We start from the raw sequence: 24840 nt of genomic DNA, 5'->3' as shown, positions 1-24840 counted from the left end.
TCCTGCTGTTCTGCAGCGCCGCATATTGTTTCACCGGACACTGAAGATATGATTCAGGCGGTTTTTTTTGACCTCGACGGCGTCATCGCCGATACCCTCCACTATCATTATCTGGCATGGGACAAGATGTTCCAGGAGCTGGGTGGTTCGGTATCCGAACATTCGGTGCTGCTGCATGAGGGACGCGCCTCACGCGAAATTCTTCCGACCTTTCTCGAGGAGGCCGGCGTGCAGCTGCCCCCGGAAGAGCATGAAGATTTCATCGAGCGCAAGCGCGCGTACTATCGTTCCATCGTGAACATGCAGTATTTCCCGCATGTGTTCGAGGTCATCGCGGAAATGCGCGATCGCGGTTTCCGCACGGCGCTGGTGACGGCATCTTCGACAAAGAACATGGAAGCCGCCCTGCCGCCCGAGCGCCGCGCACTGTTTGATTTCCTCATCACCGGTGACGAAGTCCACCGCGCCAAACCCAATCCCGATCCCTATCTCGCCCCGATGCAGCACATGCAGCTCGAACCTGCCGAATGCGTGGTGGTTGAAAACGCCCCGCTCGGTATCGAGTCCGCCAAAAACGCGGGCATGACCTGCGTCGCGGTGGAGAGTACGCTGGGACGCGAGTATCTCGGACTGGCGGATATCATCATTCATGAAATCCGCGAACTGCCGGGGCTCCGGCTGTTTCGGCGCCAGGAACAATAGACGACACGATACATTTTCTTTTCATCAGAGGTTGTTCACATGACACAACGTCTTTTTTCTCTGCTCCTGCTCCTCCTGCTCGCCACGAGCGCGAGTGCGCAGGATTTCACCCCCATCAAGTACGAAGAGTACAAGCTGGATAACGGGCTCAGCGTCATTCTGCACGTCGACCGCACCGCGCCGACGGCCATGACCTACTGCCTTTACCGCGTCGGATCCAAGGACGAGGTCGAAGGCCGCACCGGTTTTGCCCATTTCTTCGAGCATCTCATGTTCGAGGGCACCGAAAACATCAAGCGCGGCACCATCGACAAACTGGTCACCGGAGCCGGCGGCGTGCTCAACGCGTCCACTTCCTTCGACAAGACCGATTATTTCTTCAAGGTGCCGATCCACCAGCTCGAGCTGGCACTGTGGATCGAATCCGAGCGCATGATGCATCTCGTCATCGATTCCCTCGGCGTCGAGACCCAGCGCAAAGTCGTCAAGGAAGAACTCAAGCAGCGCTATGAGGGACGTCCCTTCGGCACGCTGGGTGACAACCTGTTCAAGACCACCTTCAAGGGCACGCAGTACGAGTGGATGCCCATCGGTCAGGCGCAGGACATCAACAATGCGTCCATCGAGGAATTCCGTGAATTCCACGACAAGTTCTACATCCCCAACAACGCCTGCCTGGTAGTAGGCGGCGACCTCGACGTCGCGCAGACCAAGAAGTGGATTAAAGAGTATTTCGGTTCCATTCCCGCCGGACCCAAGCCGGAGCGCGTCAAAGTTGTCATCCCCGAGCAGACCGAACCGCGTGAAGTGATCGTTGAAGAAGAAGTCACCCCGCTTCCGGCATACATCGAATCGTATATCACCGTCGACTATCGCAATGACGATGCGTACGCGCTCGAGCTGCTGGGCGACGTGCTTTCGAACGGCAAGAGCTCCCGTCTGTATCAGCGCCTGGTCGATACCGATCAGATCGCGCTGCAGGCTTCCAGTTTCGGCATGCCGCTCGACAAATCGGGCATGTTCAGTTTCATCGCCATCGCCAACGCAGGGGTCGACTTCGAGACCATTCAGAACGCGATTACCGATGAAATCCAGAAAGTACAGAAGGAAGGAATTACCGAAGAGGAATTCACCAAGGTGCGCAATGCGAAGGAAACGTCGTTTACGCACGGCTTCCTGTCGCTCGATAACAAGCTCCGCAGCCTGGCTTCCTATTCGCTGTTTTACGGCAACACCGATCTCGTCAATACGGAACTTGAGAAGTACATGGATGTGACGCGTGAAGATATTCAGCGCGTTGCTCAGAAATATCTCAAACCCAACCGCAAGAACGTGGTCAAGTACGTCGTCATGGACAAAAACAGCTAATATCCTTCACGAGCATATCAGGAAAGAGCAAATGAAACACTTACGCATATTCATCGTCGCCGCGGTCCTGCTTCTCGTCGGAGGACAGGCAACGGCACAGATCGACCGATCAAAACAACCGGAACCCGGTCCGGCCCCCAAGGCCTCCTTCCCGGAATACTATGAGACGCAGCTCGACAACGGACTGAAGGTCTTCGTCGTCTCCAATCACGCGGAGCCCGTGGTGAACTTCCGCCTGCTCGTCAAGTCGGGCAGCGAGAATGACGGCGCACATTCCGGTGTCGCCGAATTCACGACCGACCTGATGACTTCGGGTACGAAATCCATGAGCTCACTCGAATTCGCAAAGGCCGCCGACTTCCTCGGACTCAATATCGGCGCATCCGCTGCCGATGATCAGATGTCCGTCTACGGCTCCGGCCTCAAAAAGCATATGGAAAAGCTGCTCGGACTGATGACCGACGCGCTGTACAATCCCAGCTTCCCGCAGGATGAACTCGAGAAGCTGCAGAAGCAGACGCTGAGTGGACTCAAGACCGTGCATAAGAGTCCCGACGCCGTCATGAGCCGCCTGCAGATCACCGTGGGCTACAGCCCCAATCCCTACTCGAATTTCCAGACGGAAGCCGACGTTGAAGCCATCACGCGCGACGACCTGGTTTCCTTCCACGACAAGTACTTCATTCCCAACAACGCCTCGCTGGCCATCGTTGGTGATGTGACGCCGGATGAAATCCTTCCCATTGTCAAGCAGTATTTCGGCGACTGGAAACAGGGCAACATGCCGACGAACAATTTCCCTGATCCGAAAGTGATCATGGGACGCGACGTGCACCTGGTGGATCTCGGTAAAACGCAGACACAGACCGAGATTTCCGTCAGCGCCTCCTGCATTCAGCGCAACAACCCGGACTACATTCCCCTGTCGATGATGAACTCGATCCTCGGCGGTGGCTTCAGCGGACGCCTGTTCGCGAACCTCCGCGAGAAGCACGGCTTCACCTACGGCGCATACAGCAGCATCGAAGGACGCCGCTTCGCGGGCATGTGGAACGCCACAGCATCGGTCCGCCGCATCGCAACCGATTCCGCCTTCACGCAGATTCTTCTTGAAATGAATCGCATGCGGGATGAGAAAGTGGATGAGGACGTTCTCGACATGCACAAGGAATACGCCAGTGGCCGTTTCCTGCTCGGTCTCGAGAATCCTTCCAGCATCGCCTCCATGGTGCAGAATATCGATCTGTACGATCTGCCCGACGATTACTACCGTAACTACGTCAGCAACCTCATGGCCGTCACGACCGATGACGTCCAGCACATGGCGCAGAAATACCTCGACCCGCAGAACGTGGCGCTGCTTGCCGTCGGTGACGCCAGCGTCATCGCCGACCGCCTCAAGCAGTTCGGTCCCGTGAAGATGTACGACACCGACATGCACCCCGTTTCGGCGGAGAAATCCTTCGAGGTCGACATTGACGCCCCGACGCTGATCAAGAAGCACATTGCGGCGATCGGCGGACGCGAGAAGCTCGAGGACGTCACGTCGCGTCAGATGGAAGCGAACGTCAGTCTCGATTTCGGCATGGCGCAGGCAGAGGGCGTGCTCAGCGAAACCACCATGGCCCCCGGCAAGAAGTTCCAGACCGTGACGCTTTCCGTCGACATGGGCGGTCAGACGCGCATGCTGGAGAGCAAGCAGTGGGTCGACGGTGTGCATGCCGCCGTGCAGCAGCCCGGTCAGCCAGCACAGAAAATGAGCGGTGAAGAACTCGCCTCGATGATCGAAGACGAACAGTTCAATCCCGTACTGCGCATGGCTGAACTCGGCTGGACCGCAACGGTCAAGGCGAAGAAATCCATGGACAAACGCGTCGTCTACGTCGTCGAAATGCAGAAGCAGCATTCCCAGGAGGAATGGTACATCGATGCGGATAATTATCTGCTGATCGGAAAGTCGACAACGGCGGAAACGCCGCAGGGCCCGATCACCACCATGAACCGCTACTCCGACTACCGCGATACCGATGGCGTCATGCTTCCGTATCACATGACTGTCGAGAATCCGATGATGACCATGAACGCCGATGTTACTTCCTACAAGCACAACATCGACGTCGACGAAAGCATCTTTACCTACTCGGCAAACTAATGCAGCAGGCGGAATACCGGCACACGGTATTCCACAGTACCTGAACTGAAAACGTCCCTCTGATCACCTGTCTTCCGCGAATCGGAAGCGCCGGGATCAGAGGGACGATTTTTTTCGGGGGGAATTGCTTACTTGACCAGCTTCGAGATCGCCTTGAACTGCTCGGTACCCGATACCTGCAGCAGCTCGAACAGCAGCATTTCGGTACTGGTCAGTTTCGCGCCGAGGGTTTCACATTTGCGAACACCCAGTTTCCAGTTCTCCTCGGTGCGACTCGAGACGGCATCGGTGACGATGTGCACGTTGTAGCCAAGCGCCAGCAGATCGCGTACGGTCTGGTACACGCAGACATGCGTTTCGATGCCGCACACGATGATATCCGTCTTGTGAAGCTCATTGAGCTTGAGATCGAAATCACGCTCACCGCAGCAGCTGAAGCTGCTTTTCTCTATCACCGGGGCGTCGCCCAGTGCGGAGGCTACCGCGTCGACCGTGTGACCGAGTCCTTTCGGATACTGTTCGGTGGCAACAACGGGGAGTCCGAGCACTTTGCTGCCCTCGATAAGAATACGGGTGTTGTTCTGCACCTGGCCGGAGCGGTGTACAAGCTCCGCCAGCTTGCCCTGCACGTCGATGACGAGCAGCATGGCATGTTCTGTCGTCAACATGCGTGACCTCTTTCTCTATGTTGGATTTTCGTTTTGACGTTGCTGTTGAAGCTGCAGCTCGAGCTGACTGATTTTTTCCTCGAACTCGGCGCGGCGATTTTCGTTGACCGCGGCAAGACGGCGATAGGCATCGATGGCTTCCCTGAGCTTGCCCTGCTGCACATAAATCATGATAAGCGTTTCCGTGACCGGTCTCCCTTCGAGATTCACTTCTTCGATCTCTGCATGACCAGCTTCCTCGACCTCTTCCTGCATATCCTCTTCGGGCAGTGCAGGGATGCGCGCGGTCTCGAGGCGGCTTGCGAGTCCTGCCAGGTCCAGCGTCCCTCCGGTGGACGGCAGAGGTTCATTTGCCGGATCGGACTCCGCTATCGTCTCGGATTCGCGGCGACGCACTTCAAAACCGGGAAGGATGTCTTCCTTGCGGCTCCATTTCTCTTCCCGCTCCCCTATGCGTTCCACCGGTGTTTCCGCGAAGCTTGAGCCCGCGACCGCGGTAAAGGGCGGGTACTGCAGTTCCAGCTCTTTCATCCGCTCCATCAGGGCCTGCGCCGCGGGACATACCGGCAGAATGCGCAGCAGTTCACGCAGGCTCTGTCGGGCATCGCTGTATTGCCTGAGCATGACCTGCGCCCGCGCCGTCAGCAGCAGTCCCGTCGGATACCCGGGATGGTATCGCAGTCCCTGCAGACACACCTTGAGGGCCTGGGTGGGACGATTCGCATTGATATAGGCGGATGCCAGCCGGGCGAACAACGGGGACGCAGGCTGCGCCGCCACATGGCGTTCCAGTCCGGGAATATCCGTCAGTATGCCGTTGTAAGATTCCTGCATTGCTTCAATATCGGGAATTTTGCGTGGAACGCAATTCGCCACGGTAGTGCGTTCCACCGTGGCGAATCGTGTTTCAATTGAAGATCAGTTTCAAGGTCCGGTACTCTTTCCTCCTGCGTCCAGCACCGCCTGGCGCGACGCAATGCGTGTCAGGTGCTCTGCGGCGAAAGCGCGTGACGAATGGAGAGATAGCCCACCAGTCCGAAGCCCAGGAAAAAGAGCAGCTGGAACGGAAGGGCGGCGATTTCCAGGAACCAGAGTGAGGCAACCACGCCGACGGAACAGTACAAGGCGAGCACGATTTCAAAGACCACATAGAGGGAAATCTTCGTCGATGCCCGGTACTTCTTGTTCTTCCAGGTGTCCTTCTCATTCTCGATGCGGAATTTCGGCGTACGGATAAACGCGCTCTTGCGGTTGAAGAGTCCTTCAAGCACCGCGCGGGTATTGTTTACCGAAAAGCCCATGCTCCCCGACATGAAGAGGGGGAAGAGGAAAATCCGCTTCTTCCAGTCCGTATACACATCCTTCTGCGAATACAGATAAAAGAGGAAGGAGCTGATGAATGCCAGCACGAAAATGGACATGAAGGCAAAGAAGGTCTCATGGCGGCCGGTAGACTTGATGAACACCAGCGGCACGTTGAGAATGCCTGTCAGGAGAATGAACGGGAAAACGAGGTTGTTGGTGAGGTGTACGGTCGACTGCAATTTTACGCGCAGCGGAAGTTTGGACTTCCAGACTCTCGGGAGAATCTTCTTCGATGTTTCGATGGCGCCTTTGGTCCAGCGGAACTGCTGCGATTTCAGCGCATTGATTTCAGACGGCAACTCCGCGGGGGAGGTCACATCATTGAGGAAGATGAAGTTCCAGCCCTTGAGCTGGGCACGATAACTCAGATCGAGATCCTCGGTCAGCGTGTCGTCTTCCCAGTTTCCTGCATCCTCGATGCAGCTGCGGCGCCACACGCCGGCGGTACCGTTGAAATTGATGAAGAAGCCAGACTTGTTGCGCACCTGCTGTTCGATAACGAAATGGCCGTCCAGAGCGATACCCTGGGCACGCGTCAGCAGTGAAAACTCGTTGTTCAGATGTTCCCATCGTGTCTGCACCATACCGATGCGGTCATTGGTGAAATGACGCAGCGTATCGAGCAGGAAGTTGGGCCTGGGGACAAAATCGGCATCAAAAATGGCAATGAATTCACCCTTGGCTATGGCCATCCCGTGGCGGAGGGCTCCGGCCTTGAAACCGACTCTGTTCTCACGCCGAACCTGGACGATGTCGAATCCGGCAGCCACCTTCGCCTCAACAGCGCTGGCAACGACTTCGACGGTCTCGTCATTGGAATCATCGAGAACCTGAATTTCAAGCTTGTCTTTGGGATAGTCGAGAGCGCATACGGCGTCGATCAGACGCTCCACGACATACAGCTCGTTGTACACCGGGAGCTGAACGGTCACGTTGGGCAACTCGTCCATAGATGACCTCCCCACCGGACGCTTGTCCCTGTTCTTGAAGTAATAGTAGATCATCACGAAGCCGTGTGATCCGAACAGGAACAGGATGCTCAGTGAGAATACGTATGCACCCAGTATAAATTCTTCCATAGTAAAGGTATTACCTCTCACGTGTGAAAAGGAAACTCAAATTTACCACGCAGAAACGGTTTCCAGCAAGATGTCATCGGTAATGTTTTCAATGGCTTGCTGTAAGCCGTTTTCACGTCCGGATTGCCCCTCCGACGCAGCGTAATCGCCCGTGGCGGAGAAATCCTTGCTCCAGACCTCCTTGTTCTTTACGTGATCAATGAGCGTGACTTTGGCTTTGAGACTGAGCTGCAGGCGGGACGCTTGCGTTCCTTCACCTACGGCTATGGGCTGATCCGCGATAACGGATGTAACGGCACCCTTGAGTTCGACGTTGGCATTCTGACGGTCGGCCATCTGCAGCGTGTTGTCCTGCTGAAACTTCTGAATCAGGATGTTCGTCACATCCTCGCGTAGTGATGGCTGTCCGAAACCGCTGTCGTCGTCGAACAACGGGATCGCAATCGTTTTCCAGTGAGCCGGGACGGAAGCGCCTGTAAATGAATAGGCGCAGCCACCCAGGATGGCCGCACTGAATATAATGAGACTAAGATACAAGGAAATCTGAAACGAACGCAAGCTATGCATTAGAGTCCGTAATCTTTGATTTTTCTGTACAAAGTTCGTTCACTTATATCGAGTGCCTCTGCAGCGAGGCGTCGGTTTCCGTGAAATCGTTCGAGTGTGCGGGTAATCAGCGACTCTTCCAGGCTGCGGAGCGTGTGTCCGTCGAGGTGGATCTCATCCCCGTGCTGCTCTTCGCGCACGGGGAGGGAAAGGGGTCGCTGATGGCGAAAATCCTCAAGCAGCTCATGCAGATCCTGGATGTCGCTTTTGAGTCCGACAAGCATGCGGAAAATCAGCTCCCGCTCGGCCTGCTCCGAAGATTTTCCGAGGGGAACGGGCAGCGCGCGGTCATCGAGGGGCTCCTCGATGGCATGGATGTATTTGGACACGGTCTGTTCGTCGACCACGTTGCCGCGCTCGAGCACAGCGACACTTTCAATGACATTGCGCAGCTCGCGTACATTCCCCGGCCAGCTGTGCCGCATCAGGGCGTTCATGCCGTCATCGGTAATCATGATTTCCCTGCCCGCGTTATTCTGTTCGGCGAGGAAGACTTCGACGAGCGGGGGAATGTCGCCCCGACGGTTGCGAAGCGGCGGCAGACGCAGGTTGACCGAACGGAGGCGGAAGAAGAGGTCCTGCCGGAAACGGCGGGCACGGACTTCCTCCTCGAGATTCTTGTTCGTCGCCGCGATGACACGGACGTCGGTATGCCGCGGCTCGGACGAGCCGACGCGCATGAATTCACCGCTCTCGAGCACGCGCAGCAGCTTGACCTGGGTTGAGATCGGGGTATCGCCGATTTCATCGAGGAAAATCGTCCCACCGTCCGCCAGCTCGAAATATCCTTTTCTCGCTTCGACCGCACCGGTAAAGGCGCCTTTTTCGTGGCCGAACAATTCACTTTCGAGAATTCCTTCGGGGATGGCACCGCAGTTGACCGGAATGAATCTCCGGTGACTGCGCTGGCTCGCGTTGTGAATGGCCTTGGCGATAACTTCCTTCCCCGTACCGCTTTCTCCGGTGATGAGCACGGTGATATCGGTCGGTGCGACTTGCATGATGGTTTCGACCACCTCTCGCATTTCCACCGACTTGCCGATGATGCCATGCCTGCGCTGAAAGGTCAGACGATCAGCCGCCGCAATGTTATGTCCTCCTCCTGTCACTTCCATACGTGCTTCCGCTTGATGTGCGTTTGCATTCCGTCCTCCGCGAAGCGGATGCGGCCACCGTAGCGCTCGCGCGTTTCCTGCGCGAGTGCGGGCAGCCCGACTTCGAGCTCCGGGGGAATATGCGTGCAGACGATATCGAGTTCCGCATTGCTGTCTGCAAGCTGTGTGATGTCTTCAAAAGGGACATGCGTGGAATCGATCACCAGCATGTCCACCCGTGCGGCATGCGCCGCGATATCCTCCACTCCTGCAATATCGGAGGAGAGCAGCAGGCGTTCCTCCTTACTTTCAAAGCGCAGGGAAAACGACCCTGCGGGAATATGATGCTGCGCCGCCAGCGGGCGGACGCGTTCGAGGTGACGGTTGGGCAGCGGCAGCATCCGAAGATTGCCGCCGGACAGCTGCGTATCCTCGAGAGGATGAAGCCGCACCGGGAAAGACCATTTCTCGGGCAGGATATACATGCCCGTGAGCATGCTGCGGAACCAGTCTTCGCGTCCCGTTGGCACAAAAATATCAAGGGGCGCCGTCCGTTTCGCGAGATGCAGACCCTGCAGCAACATCGGAAGTCCCGCCACGTGGTCCGCATGCGTATGCGTTATGCAGATAGTGCATAATGCATCCGGCTGCAGCTCCTGTGCCGTCATTGCAGCCGCCGTTCCTTCACCGCAATCGATCAAAAGCACGGTGTCGTGTCCGGCGCTATCGCGGTGACGGAGCAGTGCGGCGCTGTGGCGCCGGTGAGGGACGGGAACGCCCGATGCCGTTCCGATGAACGTCAGTTCCATCGCCATCGGTTTACCGCCGCACCACGAGTGCGTCGATACCCTGCTGTTCCTTGAATTTCCGGGCATAGGCCTGGGCCTGGGAGTATTCCGGGAATATCCCCAGCCAAACCGCGTGCACGGTTTTACCTTTCACGCTTTTCTCACGCAGATACGCAGTGTATCCTTTCTTCTTCAATTCATCGATACGGCGCTGCGCATCTTCCTTCTTCGTGAATGCGCCGATCTGCACCGAATACTGCTTCGCGCCGGACGCGTTTTTTTCCTCCGCAGCCGCGGTCGCTTTGGCCGAGGCGTAGGGCGAACGCGGGTACTCCTTGTCGAGTCGCTCCTGGTAGCTGCGTGCGGTGCGATATGCACCGACTGCATAACTGTACTGGTAGAGCCGGTGCAATGCATCATCCGCCCAGGAACTGCCGTGGTGTTCGTCAACAATGCGTTGATACAGATCGAGCGCCTTTTCGGCGTTTTCTTCGCACAGCGCTTCAAGGAACAGCACCCCTGCCTTGTCGGCATGTGTTTTTTTCAGATCGGGCAGCAGGGCGGACACTTCCTGTCGGTCTCCGGCGCGTACACGATCAAGCAGGGCTTCGAGACTGCGTCCCGCCTGCGCATGCACAAGGGCGGGGAGACAGAGGGCGAAGAGGATCAGGTATGCGTTACGCATGGTCTTGCAGTGACTCTGTTTGGTTTCAGGCGGCTTCGACCTGCTGCCGGGCAACAGCCTCAGCAAACAGCGTGGCAGAGGTTGCGCTCTTGATACGCACCTGCAGCGTGTCACCGGCGCGATAGTCGCCGCGCGGCACGATCACGGTTTTGTTGGTACCGGTACGTCCCATCCACTCTTCGACCGAGCGCTTGCTCGGTCCCTCGAGCATGATTTCCTCGACGCTACCGATCTGTTCGCGGTTGATTTCATAGGAAATCCTGCGCTGCAGATCGATGATTTCTTCCAGGCGCCTGCCTTTGACATCGTCGGGAACGGTATCACCCATTTTCCAGGCACGCGTCTTTTCACGCGGCGAGTACTTGAACATGAACGCCCCGTCGAAGCGAACTTCCTCCATCAGCGAAAGCGTCAGCTGATGGTCCTCTTCCGTCTCGCCCGGGAAGCCGGCGATGACGTCGGTGGACAGTGCGACATCGGGAATGGCGGCGCGGATTTTTCGCACCAGTCCCAGATAATGCTCGCGGGTGTACGTCCTGTTCATGGCCTCGAGCACCGGATCGGAGCCGGACTGGAACGGCAGATGAATATAGTTGCAGATATTATCGTGTTCGGCAATGGCGGCGATCAGGCGGTCGGACATATCCTGCGGATGCGAGGTCGTGAAACGAACGCGGAGGGCAGGGTCGATTTCGGAAACCGCGATGAGCAGATCCGCGAAATCGCGTCCCTCATCGATATAGGAGTTCACATTCTGTCCCAGCAGCGTCACCTCGCGGAAGCCGCGGCCTACCAGGTCGCGTACCTCGCCGACCACACCATCGAGTGACCGGCTGCGTTCGCGTCCCCTGGTAAACGGCACGACGCAGAACGTACAGAACTTGTCACAGCCGCGCATCACGGCGACCCAGGCACTGATACCTTCGGTACGCAGGGGTACGATGTCGTCGTACGTCTCGACGCGGGAAAGCTGCGTGCGAATCCCCTTCTCACCTTCAAACGCAGCATCGATCAACGCGGGCAGCCTGCGGTACTCGTCCGGTCCGCACACGATATCCACCGATGCATTGCTGTCGAGAAGATCGCTGCGCAGACGCTCGGCCATGCAGCCCAGGATGCCGATGACGAGATGCGGATTTTTCTTCTTCAGGTGCTCGAAGTTCGAAAGCCGTCCGTAAATCCTCTGCTCGGCGTTATCGCGTATCGCGCAGGTGTTCATGAAAATGGCATCCGCGCTTTCCAGTTCCGTCGAAAGCTCGTAGCCCTGCTCACGCAGAATGCCGTTGACGATCTCGGTGTCAGCGAAGTTCATCTGACAGCCGTAAGTCTCTATGTATATGGATCTGTGCATGCTGTACTGTATGTCAAAATGTCAGTGGTTTCGGCGCGAAAAATTTATAGATTAGTAAAATAGATAGTCAGATTGGCAGAATCAATAGAGAGTTTCCGCACCTGCGGCATACGGTCTGTTTCCCGCATTGCGGGCATAAAAAAACCGGACGCCGCGAGCGGGTCCGGTTTTCACAATCTGATGGCAGAGAAGTGTTATTTCTTCTTCTTTGCGGTCGCCTTTTTCGCTGCTTTCTTTGCGGGAGCCTTCTTCGCAGCTTTTTTCTTCTTTGCGGGAGCTTCCTCGGCAACGCCGGTCAGCAGCGTACGGTAGCGGATGGGCATTTCCTTCGCGAGTTCGAAAATGCTCTTGCTGTTTACCAGCTCACGGATTTCTTCACGAATACGTTTCCATTCGCTATGGAACGGACAGGCATTCTCTTCGCTGCAGGGGCTGAACCCGGCGAGACACATGTCGAAATTCATCGGACCGTCAACAACGGCGACGAGTTCCGCAATGGACGATGCGGCGCCCTTCTCCGAAAGCGAAAAGCCGCCTTTGGGTCCCTTGACCGAATTGAGAAAACCGTACCGGCTGAGCGTCTGCAGGATTTTGCTCAGAAACGATGAGGGCAACCCCAGTTCCTTTGCTACGTCGCGCACGAGAATGTTCTGTTCGGAGTTGTTCGCCGCGATGAACAACATGGACTGGATCGAGTACTGGGCTGTCTTTGAGTATAACACGTCAACCGCTCCTTGATGGTGGGCAATTAATAAATAAAGATTTGATTACCTTTTTGTAGGAAATGTAAGAGCTTTTTTCGGATTTGTCAAGTCCTGCGTAAAAAACTCATGCGGGAATGACGCGTGGTAATTCTGCTCCATCGAGTGACCACAGATAATACAACATCAAATCATATATTTAAAGTTTCAGATAAAAAAACCCCGAAGGATTTGTATGAGCGAACGCGCAAAGAGCACCGGTTCCTCCCGTACCTGCAGCTACGACCCCCTTGTCGCCTTCATGGAACATTACGCGGCGGGACAGTCGATGCAGCAGGAACGCGAAACCGATGAGAATGCACCGGTCGAAGAGCGGCTCAAGCGGCGTATTGTCGACGGAGACCGCATCGGACTCGACGCCGATCTTGAAGCGGCCCTGCGTGAGCACCCGCCACTCGCAATTATCAACAGCATCCTGCTCGACGGGATGAAAACCGTCGGCGAGCTGTTCGGCTCGGGACAGATGCAGCTGCCGTTCGTGCTGCAGTCGGCAGAAACCATGAAGGCCGCGGTGACCTTCCTCGAACCGCATATGGACAGGAGCGAGGAGAGCGAGAAGGCATGCATCGTGCTGGCCACGGTCAAAGGTGACGTGCACGACATCGGCAAGAATCTCGTCGACATCATCCTGACGAACAACGGCTTCCGGGTGGTGAATCTCGGCATCAAGGTGCCCGCCGAGACCATGCTCACCGCGGTACGCGAACACAGGGCAGATGCACTGGGCATGAGCGGACTGCTTGTGAAATCGACGCTCATCATGAAAGAGAATCTCGAAATCATGCAGCAGCGCGGACTGCAGCTGCCAGTCATTCTCGGCGGCGCCGCACTCACCCGCCGCTATGTGGAAGAGGATTTGCGTCCCCTCTACGGCGGCGAACTCCGCTATGCGCGGGACGCCTTCGACGGACTGCGGCTGATGGAGGATATCGCAGGAGGTACCATCGCTTCCGCTGCCGACGGAGCTGCCGAAGAGGAAGAACTGACGGGAATGGAGGCGAAAATCGCGGCCGCCGAGCGCGTGCAGAGCAAGCAGGAGGCAGACAGGATTCCGCCGTCGGTACCTGCGGGGGCGCCCAGGCGCTCGGCGGTGGCACGAAACGTGCCCGTGCCTGACGCGCCGTTCCTGGGCAGTAAAATCGTGCGAGACGTGGCGCTTGAGAAAGTCTATGAATACATCAACGAGAGCGCGCTTATTCGCGGACAGTGGCAGTTCCGCCGCAGCGGACGCGATGCGGAGGAAGTGCAGCGCGAGCTTGACGAGATCGTGTATCCCCGTCTCGCCGCATTGAAGCTGCAGCTCAAGCGCGACGCCGTGCTGCAGCCTGCCGTGGTGTACGGGTATTTCCCCTGCCACGCGGAAGGCGACGACCTGATCATCTACCGTCCCGCGGATCTCGATGGCAGCGCACTGCACGAGGTCTGGCCCCGGAAGCAGTATGCGATCGAACAGCTTGTACCCTGGCAGCGCTTTACATTTCCACGTCAGGAACGCGACCGTTATCTTTGTCTTGCGGATTATTTTCGCACCGCGGAGGAAGGCGGCCCCGATATCTGTGCCTTCCATATCGTCACAATGGGACGCAGCGCCACGGAATACGCCGCTTCACTGTTCGCTCAGGATCGTTACCAGGATTATCTGTATGTCCATGGACTCGGCGTCGAATGCGCCGAAGCGCTGGCGGAATACTGGCATAAAATCATCCGTCAGGAACTTGGCATCGCCGGCAGTGACGCCGCTGATCTCAAGCGTCTCTTTTCGCAAGGATACCAGGGATCGCGCTATTCCTTCGGCTACCCGGCATGTCCCAACCTGGAAGACCAGGTGCAGCTTTTCGACATGCTGCGCCCCGAGCGCGCTGATATCTCCCTGACGGAGGAATTCCAGCTGGTCCCCGAACAGAGCACCAGCGCAATTATCGTTCACCATTCCGAAGCACGTTATTTCAATGTCAGATAGCGGCCACAACGCCGAGAGCACCGAAAGCACAGGAAACGCAAGAACGAAAGGGAAGGGCAGTTTCCGCCGTTTCCTGGGATTCATGGGTCGTTTCCTTTTCTGGAGCGCCGTCGTGATCACCGCCTGGTGGTTCGTCTCTTCCACCATACACAGCATCCCCGGACCGGGTGACGTGCTGCGCGAGACCCTGTATCTTGCCAAGGATGTGACCGATGGGATGTATCAGTGGGCAGAAGAGGAGCATCTCGAGGAAGTGGCGGATCGTGTGCGCAGCGCCGCAGTGGAGCAGCCGCGCAGCGACACCCTGGTATCAGACGCCGAACGGCTGACAGACGAGCGCCGTGCCCGTCTGCCTGTGCGTCCCATCGAAGGAGATTCCGCACTGCATGCCCAACTGCAGCGGCTCTCCCGTCGTCCCCCGGTCGGCGGACGCCTGATCAACATCCTCATCATCGGCATCGACTCCCGTCTCTCCGCACGCGATGCCCGCGCCGACGCCCTGCATCTTGTCAGCATCAATCCCGACAGCGCCGTCGTGGAAATCATGTCCATTCCCCGCGATACATACTCGGATCTCGGCTACCCCGACACCACGACGTTCAACATCATTGCCAACGCGAAGACCACCGACAACCAGCGCCTGCTGCGCAAGGTTGCCAAAATCGCGCAGCGCGGACCCGTCAACTACTTCGTGGAAGTGGGTTTCAGTCAGGCGATGGGCATTATGGAGATTCTCGGATACCGCGATCCGGTCAGTACGCTGCAGTTTCTGCGGACAAGGCGCACACTGCCGGGTGGCGACATTCAGCGCGCACACAATCAGGCACTGTTCATGCGGCAGAACCTCATCGGGAAATTTCCCCTGCTGACCGGCGCCACGGGAGATATGATCATTACCGCGGGACTCAATTTCCTGACAACCAATCTGACCAAGGATTTCTGTCTCGGACTGGTGTACAATCTCAAGAAGCGCGGTTTCCCGCAGCATCGCGAAGATGCCGTGCGGCTGCGCATGCCTCCCGGAAATAATATCCGGCTCAAGGAGATGGTCGCCGATTCGAGCACCATCCACAATACGCTCGCACGCGTGGAACGCCGTCTTGGCAGCAACGGCGACTCACCGAATGTCGCCGCCTACCTCCGCCGCGTCTACACGCGCGCCATGCGCGACAGCACGCACCCGGGGAAAATCGTGTATCGCCTGCGCAGACTCAACGAACAGCACGCCTGGCTGCAGATACAGGACGAACAGAGCCGTATCGGCATCCGCGACACCCTGACCTCGCTGCTGGAATTCGCGTACCGCAAGCTCGGACAGACGGCGAACGCCGATGCCGTGCGGTCCGCACGCGAAGCGGAAGATCTGCTCATTCAGCGGGGTGTGCTGCGGCAGCAGCCGTAAAAATCCCTACCCGCGAGGTCCGAAAATTGACATTCTCACCCGTGGGAAATAATTTGATGTTCTGAGCAGTAATTTCACTGACCTTTTCACCAAGAACAGGAACGCAACATGGCAATCCGAGTTGGCATAAACGGTTTTGGCCGCATCGGACGTCTGGTCTTCCGCCGGGCTATCGAACTGGGCGGTTTTGACTTCGTCTCCATTAACGATCTGACCGACGCACCGACCCTCGCGCATCTTCTCAAATATGATTCGATTCACGGCCGCTTCAACGGAACGGTGGATGTTGACGGCAACGATCTGATCATCAACGGTGATCGCCTCCGCATCACGGCCGAGCGTGATCCGGCGAACCTGGATTGGACCGATGTGGATGTGGTCATCGAATCGACCGGCATTTTCCGCACGCGCGAACAGGTGAGCAATCACCTGAAAAACGGCGCGAAGAAAGTGGTGCTGACCGTTCCGGCAAAGGATGAAATCGACGCCACCATCGTACTCGGCGTCAACGACGATTCGCTCACCGGTGAAGAAAAAATCGTTTCCAACGCCTCCTGCACCACCAACTGCCTCGCACCGATGGTGCATGTGCTCAACAGCGCGTTTGGTCTGGAAAAGGGACTGATGACGACTGTGCACAGCTACACCAACGATCAGCGCCTGCTCGATCTCCCGCACAAGGATCTGCGCCGCGCCCGTGCCGCAGCGACCAACATCATTCCGACCACCACCGGTGCGGCACGTACCGTGGGCAAGGTGATCCCCGAACTGGCGGGACGTCTCGACGGTTTCGCGCTGCGCGTGCCGACGCCCGACGGCTCCATCACCGACTTCGTCGCCACACTGAACAAAGAAGTGACGGTCGAAGAGGTCAATGCCGCAATGAAGGCCGCTGCCGAGGGTCCGATGAAAGGCATTCTCGAATACTGCACCGACCCCATCGTCTCCAGCGACATCGTCGGCAACACGCATTCCTGCATTTTCGATGTGGATTCCACCATGGTGAACGGCAACATGGTCAAGGTCGTCGGCTGGTATGACAACGAATTCGGCTATTCCTGCCGCGTTGTCGACCTCGTCAAGAAAATCGCGGGATAACAGATTTTTCCCGTACATTATATAGTGAGGCCGAGGCATTCGGCCTCACTTTTCGTTTCCGCCCAGCAGTACCGGGCTCTCGCATCGCAACCGCAAAGGAGCTCCCCATGAACAAACGCACGATATCGGATGCCGATCTTCAGGGAAAGCGCGTACTGACGCGTGTGGACTTCAACGTCCCGCTCAACGACCGGCAGGAAATCACCGATGACACCCGTATCAGGGCATCGCTGCCCACCATTCACGCACTGCTCGAAAAAGGCGCGGCCGTGATACTGATGAGTCATCTCGGACGCCCCAAGGGTACGGTCCAGCCTGCAATGAGCCTGCGTCCCGTTGCCACTCGCCTTGCCGAACTGCTCGAATGCGAGGTGGCCTTTGCCGGCGACTGTATCGGCGATACGGTGCGCGGCATGGCTGCATCCCTGCAGAAGGGACAGGTGCTGCTGCTCGAAAACCTGCGCTTCCATGCGGAGGAAACTGCTAACGACGAAGACTTTGCCAGGAAGCTGGCGGCGCTCGGCGATGTGTACGTCAACGACGCGTTCGGCACCGCGCACCGCGCGCATGCATCCACCGAAGGTGTGACGCATTTCATGGACCTGAATCTCGCCGGACTCCTGATGGAAAAGGAAATCGAGTATCTCGGCCAGGCCGTCGGACACCCCGCGCGTCCCTACACCGCCATTCTCGGCGGCGCAAAGATTTCCGGCAAGATCGATGTCATCACCAGTCTGCTCGAAAAGGTGGATGTGCTGCTCATTGGCGGCGGGATGATGTTTACCTTTCTCAAGGCGCAGGGCATGGAAATCGGTAATTCCCTGCTTGAGGAAGACAAGCTGGAACTCGCACGGCAGATCATGGAAATGGCCATGCAGCGCAACAAGCAGCTGGTCATCCCGGTCGATACCGTGGTAGGCGAAAAATTCGACAATGACACAGAATTCCACACCGTCCGCGCGGCGGATATCCCGGCGAATATGATGGGACTCGATATCGGACCTGAAACCATTGCGCTGTTCTCGCGTCATATCAAGGAGAGCAAAACCGTGGTGTGGAACGGTCCGATGGGCGTCTTCGAGATGCCGAATTTCGCGAAAGGCACCATGGCCATCGCCAACGCGCTGGTCGAGGCGACGGATGACGGTGCGGTGACCGTGATCGGCGGTGGCGATTCCGCGGCAGCCATCAATCAGATCGGACTTGCAGACCGCGTTTCACACGTTTCCACCGGTGGAGGAGCATCCCTCGAATTCCTCGAAGGGAAAACGCTTCCCGGTGTCGCAGCGCTGACGGACAGAGGGTAAAAGTCCCTCTCCTCCCCTCAGGCGGAACGTTCGCTGATCGGAGGCTGTTTTTTCTCTAGAGTACAGTACACAAGGAAACCATGTCACCCTATCCAGGATCCTTCGGTAACTATCGGCCCCAGTTTGGCGGATTCAGTTTTTTTCCTCCCGTGATCAAGAATCTGCTCATGATCAACGTGGCGATGTTCCTGATACAGCTCGTCGCGGACAGCGGTCTTGTCTTCGGCGGCGTCCCGCTCAATTACTGGATTATCCGCTACCTGTACCTCCATCCGCTGGATGCGGGTTTCATGCCATGGCAGCTGATCACGTACATGTTTCTCCATGGCGGTTTCATGCACATCTTTTTCAACATGCTGCTGCTCTGGATGTTCGGCATGGAACTTGAAAACATCTGGGGATCGCGAAAGTTTCTGAGCATGTACCTGGCCGCCGGTATCACCGCCGGACTCGCCAACCTGTTCATCGCACCCCTGTTCACCGGTACGGGCCCGACCATCGGCGCTTCGGGCGGCGTGTACGCCGTGCTGGTCGCCTTCGCGATGATCTTCCCCGATCGCTACGTGTACCTGTATTTCTTCTTCCCCGTCCGCGCCAAGTACATGATCAGCTTTTTCCTGCTGCTCGAAGTTTACAACGGCGTGACCGGAACCGCCGACGGCATCGCGCATGTCGCGCATCTCGGGGGCGCATTGCTCGGTATCGCATGGGTGCTGCTCGATCGCAAAGGACGTCTGGACTCATTTTTCGCGAAGATCGATGCGCGGAAATCCGCCAAACAGCGGGCTTCATGGGACAATTCACCCCGCGAAGCGAAGTTCTACGACTTCAAGGAGAGCGGGCGGAAGAAGACCGAAGACAAGAAGTTCAACGAGTCCCAGTCTGCCATTGACGAAATTCTCGATAAAATCAGTGTTTCGGGATATGGAAGCCTGACCGAAAAGGAAAAGAGCATCCTGCTCGACGCCAGCAAGCGTATACATCCCGACAAGGATGCGGAGTAGGGACGCCGGAAGCGGAATAAGCACAACAGAAAGAAAGCGAAACCGATGATTGATATTCCCGTCATACAGGATCCGAATGCGCCGGTGTGGCAGCCGCCACAGGTAAAAACCGTGCGTCGTAACACACGCAAGGTCTGGATCGGCGACATCCCGGTCGGCGGCGATGCGCCGATTTCGGTGCAGACGATGACAAAAACGAAAACCTCGGATGTTGATGCGACGCTCGCACAGGTCAACCGCGCAGCGGAAGAAGGATGCGACATCGTCCGCATTACCGTCAACGACAAGAAAGCCGCCGCCGCGATGGCCGACATCGTGAAAGGCTCACCCATTCCCGTCGTTGCCGATATCCACTTCAATCACATTTTCGCGCTGGAATCCATCAAGGCCGGTGTCGCCAAGGTGCGCATCAATCCCGGGAACATCGGTTCCATCGATCGCATCCACCAGGTGCTCGGGGCGGCGAAAGATCGCGGCGTTCCCATCCGCATCGGCGTGAACTCCGGATCCCTCGAAGAGGACATCCTCGAAAAGCACGGTTATCCCACCGCGGAGGCACTGTTCGAAAGCGCCATGCGGCATGCGACCATCTGCGAAGATTTCGGTTTCCGTGATATCATCATTTCCGTGAAATCCACGGACGTGCGCCTGATGATCGAGGCCTATCGCCTGCTGGCCGAGCGCACCGATTATCCGCTGCACCTCGGCGTTACGGAGGCGGGCACATCGCGCGTCGGTTCGATCAAGTCTGCCGTCGGCATCGGCACACTGCTGGCCGAAGGCATCGGCGATACCATTCGCGTCTCGCTGACGGACGAGCCGTACAGGGAAGTTGAAGTAGGAAAAGAAATTCTCCGTTCGCTCGGACTCGCTTCCCGCAACGTGGAAATTATCGCATGCCCCACCTGCGGACGCCTGGAAGTCGACCTCTTCCGCATCACCAACGAACTTGAAGAGCGTCTTGCCGGCATTCGCAAGCCGGTAAAAATCGCACTCCTCGGTTGTGTGGTCAACGGACCGGGTGAGGCCAGCGAGGCCGACATCGGCATCGCCGCGGGCAAGGGCGTGGGTATTCTCTACCGCAAGGGCGAGGTGGTACGCCGTCTGAAAGAAGACGAAATCATCGACGCGGTGTATGAAGAAGCGATGAAGTTCGTTCCAGAAGAAGAGAAGGAAAAGGCCGCACAGGCCCAGGACTGATCGTGGTCCGGCACGGACCGCACGGGTAACAGTGGCGCCTCCCGTATAATGGCGCCGCGCAAGCATAGGGAGAAATATGCTGCCTTTCATCTGGCACGCGCTCTGCGACGTGCTGTTTCCGCCTCGCTGTCTCGGCTGCGACCGGCGTCTTCATGCGAGGGACGTCCTCTGTCCCCATTGCATGCTCGAGCTGCATCCGCTGCCCCTGACGGCTGAACATTCACAACAGAATATTGCTTCGCTGCAATGTGTCTGTGATGCCACGATGATGTATGTGGGATATGAGTTCGAGGAAGACGGCGTGATCGAGCGCTGCATCCATGCACTCAAATACCGCCGCATGCACAGCGTGGGAATCTGGCTGGGACGCCTGCTCGGTGAGCGTCTGCTCGGCACACCCCTGCTCACGGGTGAACCCGTCCTTCTGCCCATTCCCCTGCACCGCGTCCGCCAAATCGAACGCGGCTACAATCAGGCCGCCTGTATCTGCGACGGGGTGAGCCGGGAGAGCGGCTGTGCACTGCTGCCAACCCTGCTTCGGCGTCCCCTGTACACCGTTTCGCAGTCGGCATCAAAACTGAGTATTGAAGAGCGACAGGTGAATGTGCGCAATGCGTTCGCAGTGGATACGCGGGCGCTGGAGCAGCTGGGAGAGCGTCCGGTCATCCTGCTCGACGATGTCATCACCACGGGTGCGACCATGAGCAGCTGCGTGCATCTGCTCAACGCGCACGGTGTGCGTGATGTGCGCATGCTCGCAGTTGCGCGTCCCCCGCGGCACTGACGAAATCGTGCCCGGGTGCGGCCCAGGATCCTGCGGCCCAGGATCAGTGGTATACGAACACGGGGATATTACCGTCGCGGATGATACTGCGCGCGGTACTGCCGAAGAGGTATTCGGATAGCCCGCGGCGCAGCGGCTGTCCGAGAATGACCAGCGCGGGATGCAATTCCTTGATCACCTGTTTGATGGCTTCCGATGGTTTCCCGGTCCGAAGCATCATCCGGGCTTCGATGCCGTGCGCGTGAAGGAAACGTGCGGCCTTCTCGAGATGATACTTGTTCTTGTCATAATCCGATGCGACGCAGAGCAGGGTCACCGGGTAAATTTCCGGGATGTCGGGCGTGATATGCGCGTAAGCCTGCAGTGCCCGCGCCGCGCCATTCGAACCATCGTAGGCGATGATCACATTCTGCGGCAGGGCGTGTTTTTCGGGCAGCGCCAGGACGGGACAGACAGGATCCTTCAGTAGCTGTTCCAGCGTATCGCCCGGACCCTCCCTGGTCGGATAGTGAAAGAAGGTGCGGAGACCGATAACGATCAGGTCTGCCGTTTTCGCCTCTTCCTGCAGTCCCTGGCACGGCGTCCCGGTGTAAATGATGTCCTCATGCGCGATGGATTCTCCGTCGCAGGTTTCGCGGAAGCGGAGTATCAGTTCCTCGGCATGCTGCTTGGCGTCATTGAGCATGGAAGACACGGTGACTTCCGACATCTGAAATGCCCCGGGTTGCGCACCCGCCGCGATTTGTTCAATACTGGGGCGATCAATGACTGCCATGCCGATGATCGTCGACCCGTACACCCTGGCACGGCGCATCGCCATTTCCAGGGCGCTCTGTGCATACGATGAGCCGTCGAGGCCCACAACAATGCGTTTACTCATGGCAATCTCCTCGTTGTGAAGAGAGAAATGCTACCGACGTATCCAGATTTTCACATCCGTAGCGTTGAGCCGAAGATCGTGCCGGCCGCTTTCGAGCACATTGTCTTCAACCTGTCCGAGAAGCGCTGTTCCCGCACGGTCTCCGGCAGCGACCAGCTCCCAGCGTCCTTCCGGCAGTACCACACCGTTGAAGACCGCCTCCCGGTCGTCCGTATTGATAAGGACAGCCATCCTTTCATCGATGACATATCCCAGTTGCATCGGGTCATCAGGAAGAATCCACTGTATGTAATCCTCCGGCACCGGCTCTCCCCTGCGCAGCATGCTGCCGTCGTCACTGCGGCGAAGGCGTATCAGTCCCCTCCAGTAATCATGCATGCGTCCGTAGTCACAGGCAGCGCCATCTTCGGTGTTTTGTCCCACCGTTTCCCAGAGAAAAAGATTGGGACGGCGCAGGTTGTACGTATCACGCTTGCCGTGAATGTAGATGGGACCGCTCGCCGTGTGTTCGATGAGTTCCACCAGCGGTGTCGCGGATTTACTGCGCAGCATCTCCGTTCCGCCATGAAGCACGATGGGACCAAGTGAGGTAAGCAGCATTGCGGCGGCGATACGTACGCGAGCTTCATCCACGCCTTCGAGTCCATTCCAGTCCCGCGTTGCAAACCTGTCGGCCAGCGCCCAGTTGTCATGGATATCGAGATAGTTGATACCCTCGTTGGGATTGTCTTCAAAGCGAAAGCTGTTGGCTATCGCATGCATCGCAGCATCGCGTCCGCCATTGCCGCCCGCGTATCCGCGGTCGTGCCGCTTGTCGCGCGGGTTGTCAGGCGGACCACACAGTGCATTGCGCGTGTCATCCTGGAAATAGGTGATCGGTGCATCCTCCTTGTACCAGTCCCATGCCGGATTGGCTTCAAAGGCAGGATCGGAAGATCCAATCCACGGCTCTCCGTAGATGATGATATCCGGTCCCAGTCTCCGGCGCAGTTCGCGCAGTGTCTGCTCGTCGGTCAGTCCCGCCAGATCGATGCGGAAGCCATCCACACCATACTCATCGACAAACATGCGGCACTGATCGTAAATCCATCGCGCGGTCATCGGTCGATCTTCCGACTTGGTCTCGGTCCCGTAATCGCCAATGAAATCCAGGTTTTCATTCGTGCGGTAATATGCATGTTTGCCGAAAACGCGGAAGTTGAAATACATCTCGCGTCCATCCATGCGCTCCCCGGTATGGTTGAACACCAGGTCGACAATCACGGCGATGTCGCGCGCATGAAACGCCGCGACGAGGTCGCGAAAATCCCTGTTCTGTGAGCCCCGTTCCGTGCCCTTGCGCCTGTAGCGTGTTTCGAGAGCAAAGGCATGCGTGGTGCGGTATCCCCACTGATAATTACTGCTGTCTATCATCTGTTCGCGCATGTAATCATTGTCTGCGAACGCCGCCTGCCATTCGCTGTCGGGAAAGTGCAGGAACTCCTGCACGGGCATCAGGTGCACGGCATTGATCCCGAGATCGGTGAGATAATCGAAGCCCACAGCTTCACCGCGGCTATTCCTGAGTCCCGGCGTGACAAACCCCGCGAAGCTGCCCCTGAGGGCAGGATCGAGTCCCGGAAGCCCCAGCGTAAAATCCTCCACATGCACTTCGTAGGAAATAAGATCCTCCATCGGCGGAATACCGCTCGCCAGTGGCGGTGCGGGCTCGGAGCGCGGCCAGATGCAGGCGCGTCCGAAGCTGTCGTCCGACACCCGCGCGTAGGGATCGGTCACATGCACGGGCACCTGTTCGAAAAACTCATTACCCGGGTCATCCGGTCCATGGACGGTGAAGTCATACCACCATGTTTCATAATTCCGGGGGAGCGTGATTTCCCAGATCCCATCCTCGTCCCTTGCCATCGCGTGCACAGACGCTGCGGCTCCTCCTGCGCGTTGCTTGTAGAGATACAGCCGTACGCTGTCGGCCCGCGGCGAAAATACCCGCACGATGGTCCGGTGCTGGTTCTCGTCGAACCACGCCCCAAGTCTTTTCTCCGAAGCACAATGGCGCAGCCATCCGTCGAAACGGCAGAGCAGTCTGCCTTCGCGTCCCTTGATCTGCAGATAATGCACACGCCGGATGTCGATGGGCGACGCCGGTATAAGCTGCAGTTCACCTTCCGCTACCCGTTCTGTGGATGTGATCGGGATGCGTGTGCCATCCGCTCGCAGCAGGAGATAATCTCCGGCTTCCCCGGAAATCGATGCGTTCACATCGTGCAGAATGTGAACCGCATGCTCAGACCGCAGTTCGGCGCGCATGCCTGCTGCTGCTGACTCCATTCCATGTTCCGAGGCTGCCGCACATGCCTGAAGGCATATCGCGGCGCAGATGACCCATTTGATCATTGCTGATCTCACTTATACTGACACTTTGCGCTCAATATAGTGGATTAGGAAGAGGATTTCATCCTTTTGGCGTGTTTTCGTGACAGCGAAGAAAAAATTTTCCTGCCTCTCGTATTTGTCATTGTTTTTGTTAGATTGCCTGTCCATGCCAGCATCCTCGTCACTTCTTGCCTGAATGCAGGGAGCTGGTCC

21 protein-coding genes are annotated in these 24840 nt (G+C 57.4%); 10 read left to right on the top strand and 11 right to left on the bottom strand.

The genetic code is table 11. The features are described 5' to 3' along the window. Nucleotides 1–48: 48 nt before the first annotated feature. The 3 genes from KQI65_08535 to KQI65_08525 are packed head-to-tail and all read left to right on the top strand — an operon-like array spanning nucleotide 49 to nucleotide 4222. A complete protein-coding gene (locus KQI65_08535; protein ID MCB2204783.1) occupies nucleotides 49–702 on the top strand; it encodes an HAD family phosphatase in 654 nt (217 codons plus the stop codon). Between the two features lie 39 nt (nucleotides 703–741). Beyond that, nucleotides 742–2070 (top strand): insulinase family protein, encoded by a 1329-nt coding sequence (locus KQI65_08530; protein MCB2204782.1) that lies wholly within the window; start codon nucleotides 742–744, stop codon nucleotides 2068–2070. Nucleotides 2071–2101: 31 nt separating this feature from the next. Continuing rightward, nucleotides 2102–4222, top strand: a complete 2121-nt coding sequence (locus KQI65_08525; GenBank protein MCB2204781.1) for an insulinase family protein — start codon at nucleotides 2102–2104, stop codon at nucleotides 4220–4222. Between the two features lie 128 nt (nucleotides 4223–4350). Here the strand turns inward: KQI65_08525 and KQI65_08520 are convergent, their stop codons facing one another. From KQI65_08520 to KQI65_08480, 9 genes are all read right to left on the bottom strand, one after another. Continuing rightward, nucleotides 4351–4890: a hydrolase gene (locus KQI65_08520; protein MCB2204780.1), complete on the bottom strand. Its 540-nt coding sequence runs from the start codon at nucleotides 4888–4890 to the stop codon at nucleotides 4351–4353. 15 nt (nucleotides 4891–4905) lie between these two features. Beyond that, nucleotides 4906–5724 (bottom strand): tetratricopeptide repeat protein, encoded by an 819-nt coding sequence (locus tag KQI65_08515; GenBank protein MCB2204779.1) that lies wholly within the window; start codon nucleotides 5722–5724, stop codon nucleotides 4906–4908. A 149-nt stretch (nucleotides 5725–5873) separates the two neighbouring features. Beyond that, a complete protein-coding gene (locus KQI65_08510) occupies nucleotides 5874–7334 on the bottom strand; it encodes a glycosyltransferase family 2 protein (protein ID MCB2204778.1) in 1461 nt (486 codons plus the stop codon). A gap of 42 nt (nucleotides 7335–7376) precedes the next feature. Next, complete coding sequence (locus KQI65_08505; protein ID MCB2204777.1) at nucleotides 7377–7871, bottom strand: hypothetical protein; 495 nt, start codon at nucleotides 7869–7871, stop codon at nucleotides 7377–7379. A gap of 29 nt (nucleotides 7872–7900) precedes the next feature. Then, the gene (locus tag KQI65_08500) at nucleotides 7901–9055 is read right to left on the bottom strand and encodes a sigma 54-interacting transcriptional regulator (protein ID MCB2204776.1); all 1155 of its coding nucleotides are present in this window, start codon (nucleotides 9053–9055) and stop codon (nucleotides 7901–7903) included. Beyond that, complete coding sequence (locus KQI65_08495; GenBank protein ID MCB2204775.1) at nucleotides 9046–9843, bottom strand: MBL fold metallo-hydrolase; 798 nt, start codon at nucleotides 9841–9843, stop codon at nucleotides 9046–9048. The genes KQI65_08500 and KQI65_08495 overlap by 10 nt, the downstream gene beginning before the upstream one ends. 10 nt (nucleotides 9844–9853) lie before the next feature. After that, nucleotides 9854–10507 (bottom strand): SPOR domain-containing protein, encoded by a 654-nt coding sequence (locus tag KQI65_08490; protein MCB2204774.1) that lies wholly within the window; start codon nucleotides 10505–10507, stop codon nucleotides 9854–9856. Nucleotides 10508–10532: 25 nt separating this feature from the next. Then, on the bottom strand, nucleotides 10533–11858 hold the full coding sequence (gene miaB, locus KQI65_08485) for a tRNA (N6-isopentenyl adenosine(37)-C2)-methylthiotransferase MiaB (GenBank protein ID MCB2204773.1): 1326 nt from the start codon (nucleotides 11856–11858) through the stop codon (nucleotides 10533–10535). Between the two features lie 194 nt (nucleotides 11859–12052). Then, nucleotides 12053–12580: an Rrf2 family transcriptional regulator gene (locus tag KQI65_08480; GenBank protein ID MCB2204772.1), complete on the bottom strand. Its 528-nt coding sequence runs from the start codon at nucleotides 12578–12580 to the stop codon at nucleotides 12053–12055. 214 nt (nucleotides 12581–12794) lie between these two features. On the opposite strand from KQI65_08480, the gene KQI65_08475 reads away from it, so the two are divergent. The 7 genes from KQI65_08475 (at nucleotide 12795) to KQI65_08445 (ending at nucleotide 21374) form a co-directional block, all read left to right on the top strand. Then, complete coding sequence (locus tag KQI65_08475; protein ID MCB2204771.1) at nucleotides 12795–14579, top strand: B12-binding domain-containing protein; 1785 nt, start codon at nucleotides 12795–12797, stop codon at nucleotides 14577–14579. Continuing rightward, nucleotides 14569–15981, top strand: coding sequence for an LCP family protein (locus KQI65_08470; protein MCB2204770.1), 1413 nt, complete (start codon nucleotides 14569–14571; stop codon nucleotides 15979–15981). Before KQI65_08475 ends, KQI65_08470 begins: the two co-directional genes overlap by 11 nt. 108 nt (nucleotides 15982–16089) lie before the next feature. Further along, nucleotides 16090–17079, top strand: coding sequence for a type I glyceraldehyde-3-phosphate dehydrogenase (gene gap / locus KQI65_08465; GenBank protein MCB2204769.1), 990 nt, complete (start codon nucleotides 16090–16092; stop codon nucleotides 17077–17079). A 107-nt stretch (nucleotides 17080–17186) separates the two neighbouring features. After that, nucleotides 17187–18386 carry a phosphoglycerate kinase gene (locus KQI65_08460; protein MCB2204768.1) on the top strand — a complete coding sequence of 400 codons (1200 nt, stop codon included), beginning with the start codon at nucleotides 17187–17189 and terminating at the stop codon, nucleotides 18384–18386. Between the two features lie 182 nt (nucleotides 18387–18568). Further along, on the top strand, nucleotides 18569–19390 hold the full coding sequence (locus KQI65_08455; protein ID MCB2204767.1) for a rhomboid family intramembrane serine protease: 822 nt from the start codon (nucleotides 18569–18571) through the stop codon (nucleotides 19388–19390). A gap of 45 nt (nucleotides 19391–19435) precedes the next feature. Beyond that, entirely contained in the window at nucleotides 19436–20590 is a 1155-nt protein-coding gene (gene ispG / locus KQI65_08450; protein MCB2204766.1) for a flavodoxin-dependent (E)-4-hydroxy-3-methylbut-2-enyl-diphosphate synthase, read from the top strand. 76 nt (nucleotides 20591–20666) lie between these two features. Continuing rightward, complete coding sequence (locus KQI65_08445) at nucleotides 20667–21374, top strand: hypothetical protein (GenBank protein MCB2204765.1); 708 nt, start codon at nucleotides 20667–20669, stop codon at nucleotides 21372–21374. A 43-nt stretch (nucleotides 21375–21417) separates the two neighbouring features. On the opposite strand, the gene KQI65_08440 is transcribed toward KQI65_08445, so the two are convergent. Beyond that, complete coding sequence (locus tag KQI65_08440; protein ID MCB2204764.1) at nucleotides 21418–22254, bottom strand: universal stress protein; 837 nt, start codon at nucleotides 22252–22254, stop codon at nucleotides 21418–21420. A 30-nt stretch (nucleotides 22255–22284) separates the two neighbouring features. Next, the gene (locus KQI65_08435; GenBank protein ID MCB2204763.1) at nucleotides 22285–24582 is read right to left on the bottom strand and encodes a pullulanase; all 2298 of its coding nucleotides are present in this window, start codon (nucleotides 24580–24582) and stop codon (nucleotides 22285–22287) included. Nucleotides 24583–24840 lie beyond the last annotated feature (258 nt).

It is taken from the genome of bacterium (genome assembly GCA_020444325.1).
Lineage (GTDB): Bacteria > Bacteroidota > Ignavibacteria > SZUA-365 > SZUA-365 > BM516.
Note: the sequence above shows the minus strand (reverse complement) of the source record. Positions and strands in the feature narration are given on the sequence as shown.

What these genes read in the sequence shown, in the direction of transcription:
- KQI65_08535 (MCB2204783.1), top strand. Translation starts at nt 49, where the DNA reads ATGATTCAGGCGGTTTTTTTTGACCTCGACGGCGTCATCGCCGATACC.
- KQI65_08530 (MCB2204782.1), top strand. Translation starts at nt 742, where the DNA reads ATGACACAACGTCTTTTTTCTCTGCTCCTGCTCCTCCTGCTCGCCACG.
- KQI65_08525 (MCB2204781.1), top strand. Translation starts at nt 2,102, where the DNA reads ATGAAACACTTACGCATATTCATCGTCGCCGCGGTCCTGCTTCTCGTC.
- KQI65_08520 (MCB2204780.1), bottom strand. Translation starts at nt 4,890, where the DNA reads ATGTTGACGACAGAACATGCCATGCTGCTCGTCATCGACGTGCAGGGC.
- KQI65_08515 (MCB2204779.1), bottom strand. Translation starts at nt 5,724, where the DNA reads ATGCAGGAATCTTACAACGGCATACTGACGGATATTCCCGGACTGGAA.
- KQI65_08510 (MCB2204778.1), bottom strand. Translation starts at nt 7,334, where the DNA reads ATGGAAGAATTTATACTGGGTGCATACGTATTCTCACTGAGCATCCTG.
- KQI65_08500 (MCB2204776.1), bottom strand. Translation starts at nt 9,055, where the DNA reads ATGGAAGTGACAGGAGGAGGACATAACATTGCGGCGGCTGATCGTCTG.
- KQI65_08495 (MCB2204775.1), bottom strand. Translation starts at nt 9,843, where the DNA reads ATGGAACTGACGTTCATCGGAACGGCATCGGGCGTTCCCGTCCCTCAC.
- KQI65_08490 (MCB2204774.1), bottom strand. Translation starts at nt 10,507, where the DNA reads ATGCGTAACGCATACCTGATCCTCTTCGCCCTCTGTCTCCCCGCCCTT.
- miaB (MCB2204773.1), bottom strand. Translation starts at nt 11,858, where the DNA reads ATGCACAGATCCATATACATAGAGACTTACGGCTGTCAGATGAACTTC.
- KQI65_08475 (MCB2204771.1), top strand. Translation starts at nt 12,795, where the DNA reads ATGAGCGAACGCGCAAAGAGCACCGGTTCCTCCCGTACCTGCAGCTAC.
- KQI65_08470 (MCB2204770.1), top strand. Translation starts at nt 14,569, where the DNA reads ATGTCAGATAGCGGCCACAACGCCGAGAGCACCGAAAGCACAGGAAAC.
- gap (MCB2204769.1), top strand. Translation starts at nt 16,090, where the DNA reads ATGGCAATCCGAGTTGGCATAAACGGTTTTGGCCGCATCGGACGTCTG.
- KQI65_08460 (MCB2204768.1), top strand. Translation starts at nt 17,187, where the DNA reads ATGAACAAACGCACGATATCGGATGCCGATCTTCAGGGAAAGCGCGTA.
- KQI65_08455 (MCB2204767.1), top strand. Translation starts at nt 18,569, where the DNA reads ATGTTCCTGATACAGCTCGTCGCGGACAGCGGTCTTGTCTTCGGCGGC.
- ispG (MCB2204766.1), top strand. Translation starts at nt 19,436, where the DNA reads ATGATTGATATTCCCGTCATACAGGATCCGAATGCGCCGGTGTGGCAG.
- KQI65_08445 (MCB2204765.1), top strand. Translation starts at nt 20,667, where the DNA reads ATGCTGCCTTTCATCTGGCACGCGCTCTGCGACGTGCTGTTTCCGCCT.
- KQI65_08440 (MCB2204764.1), bottom strand. Translation starts at nt 22,254, where the DNA reads ATGAGTAAACGCATTGTTGTGGGCCTCGACGGCTCATCGTATGCACAG.
- KQI65_08435 (MCB2204763.1), bottom strand. Translation starts at nt 24,582, where the DNA reads ATGGAGTCAGCAGCAGCAGGCATGCGCGCCGAACTGCGGTCTGAGCAT.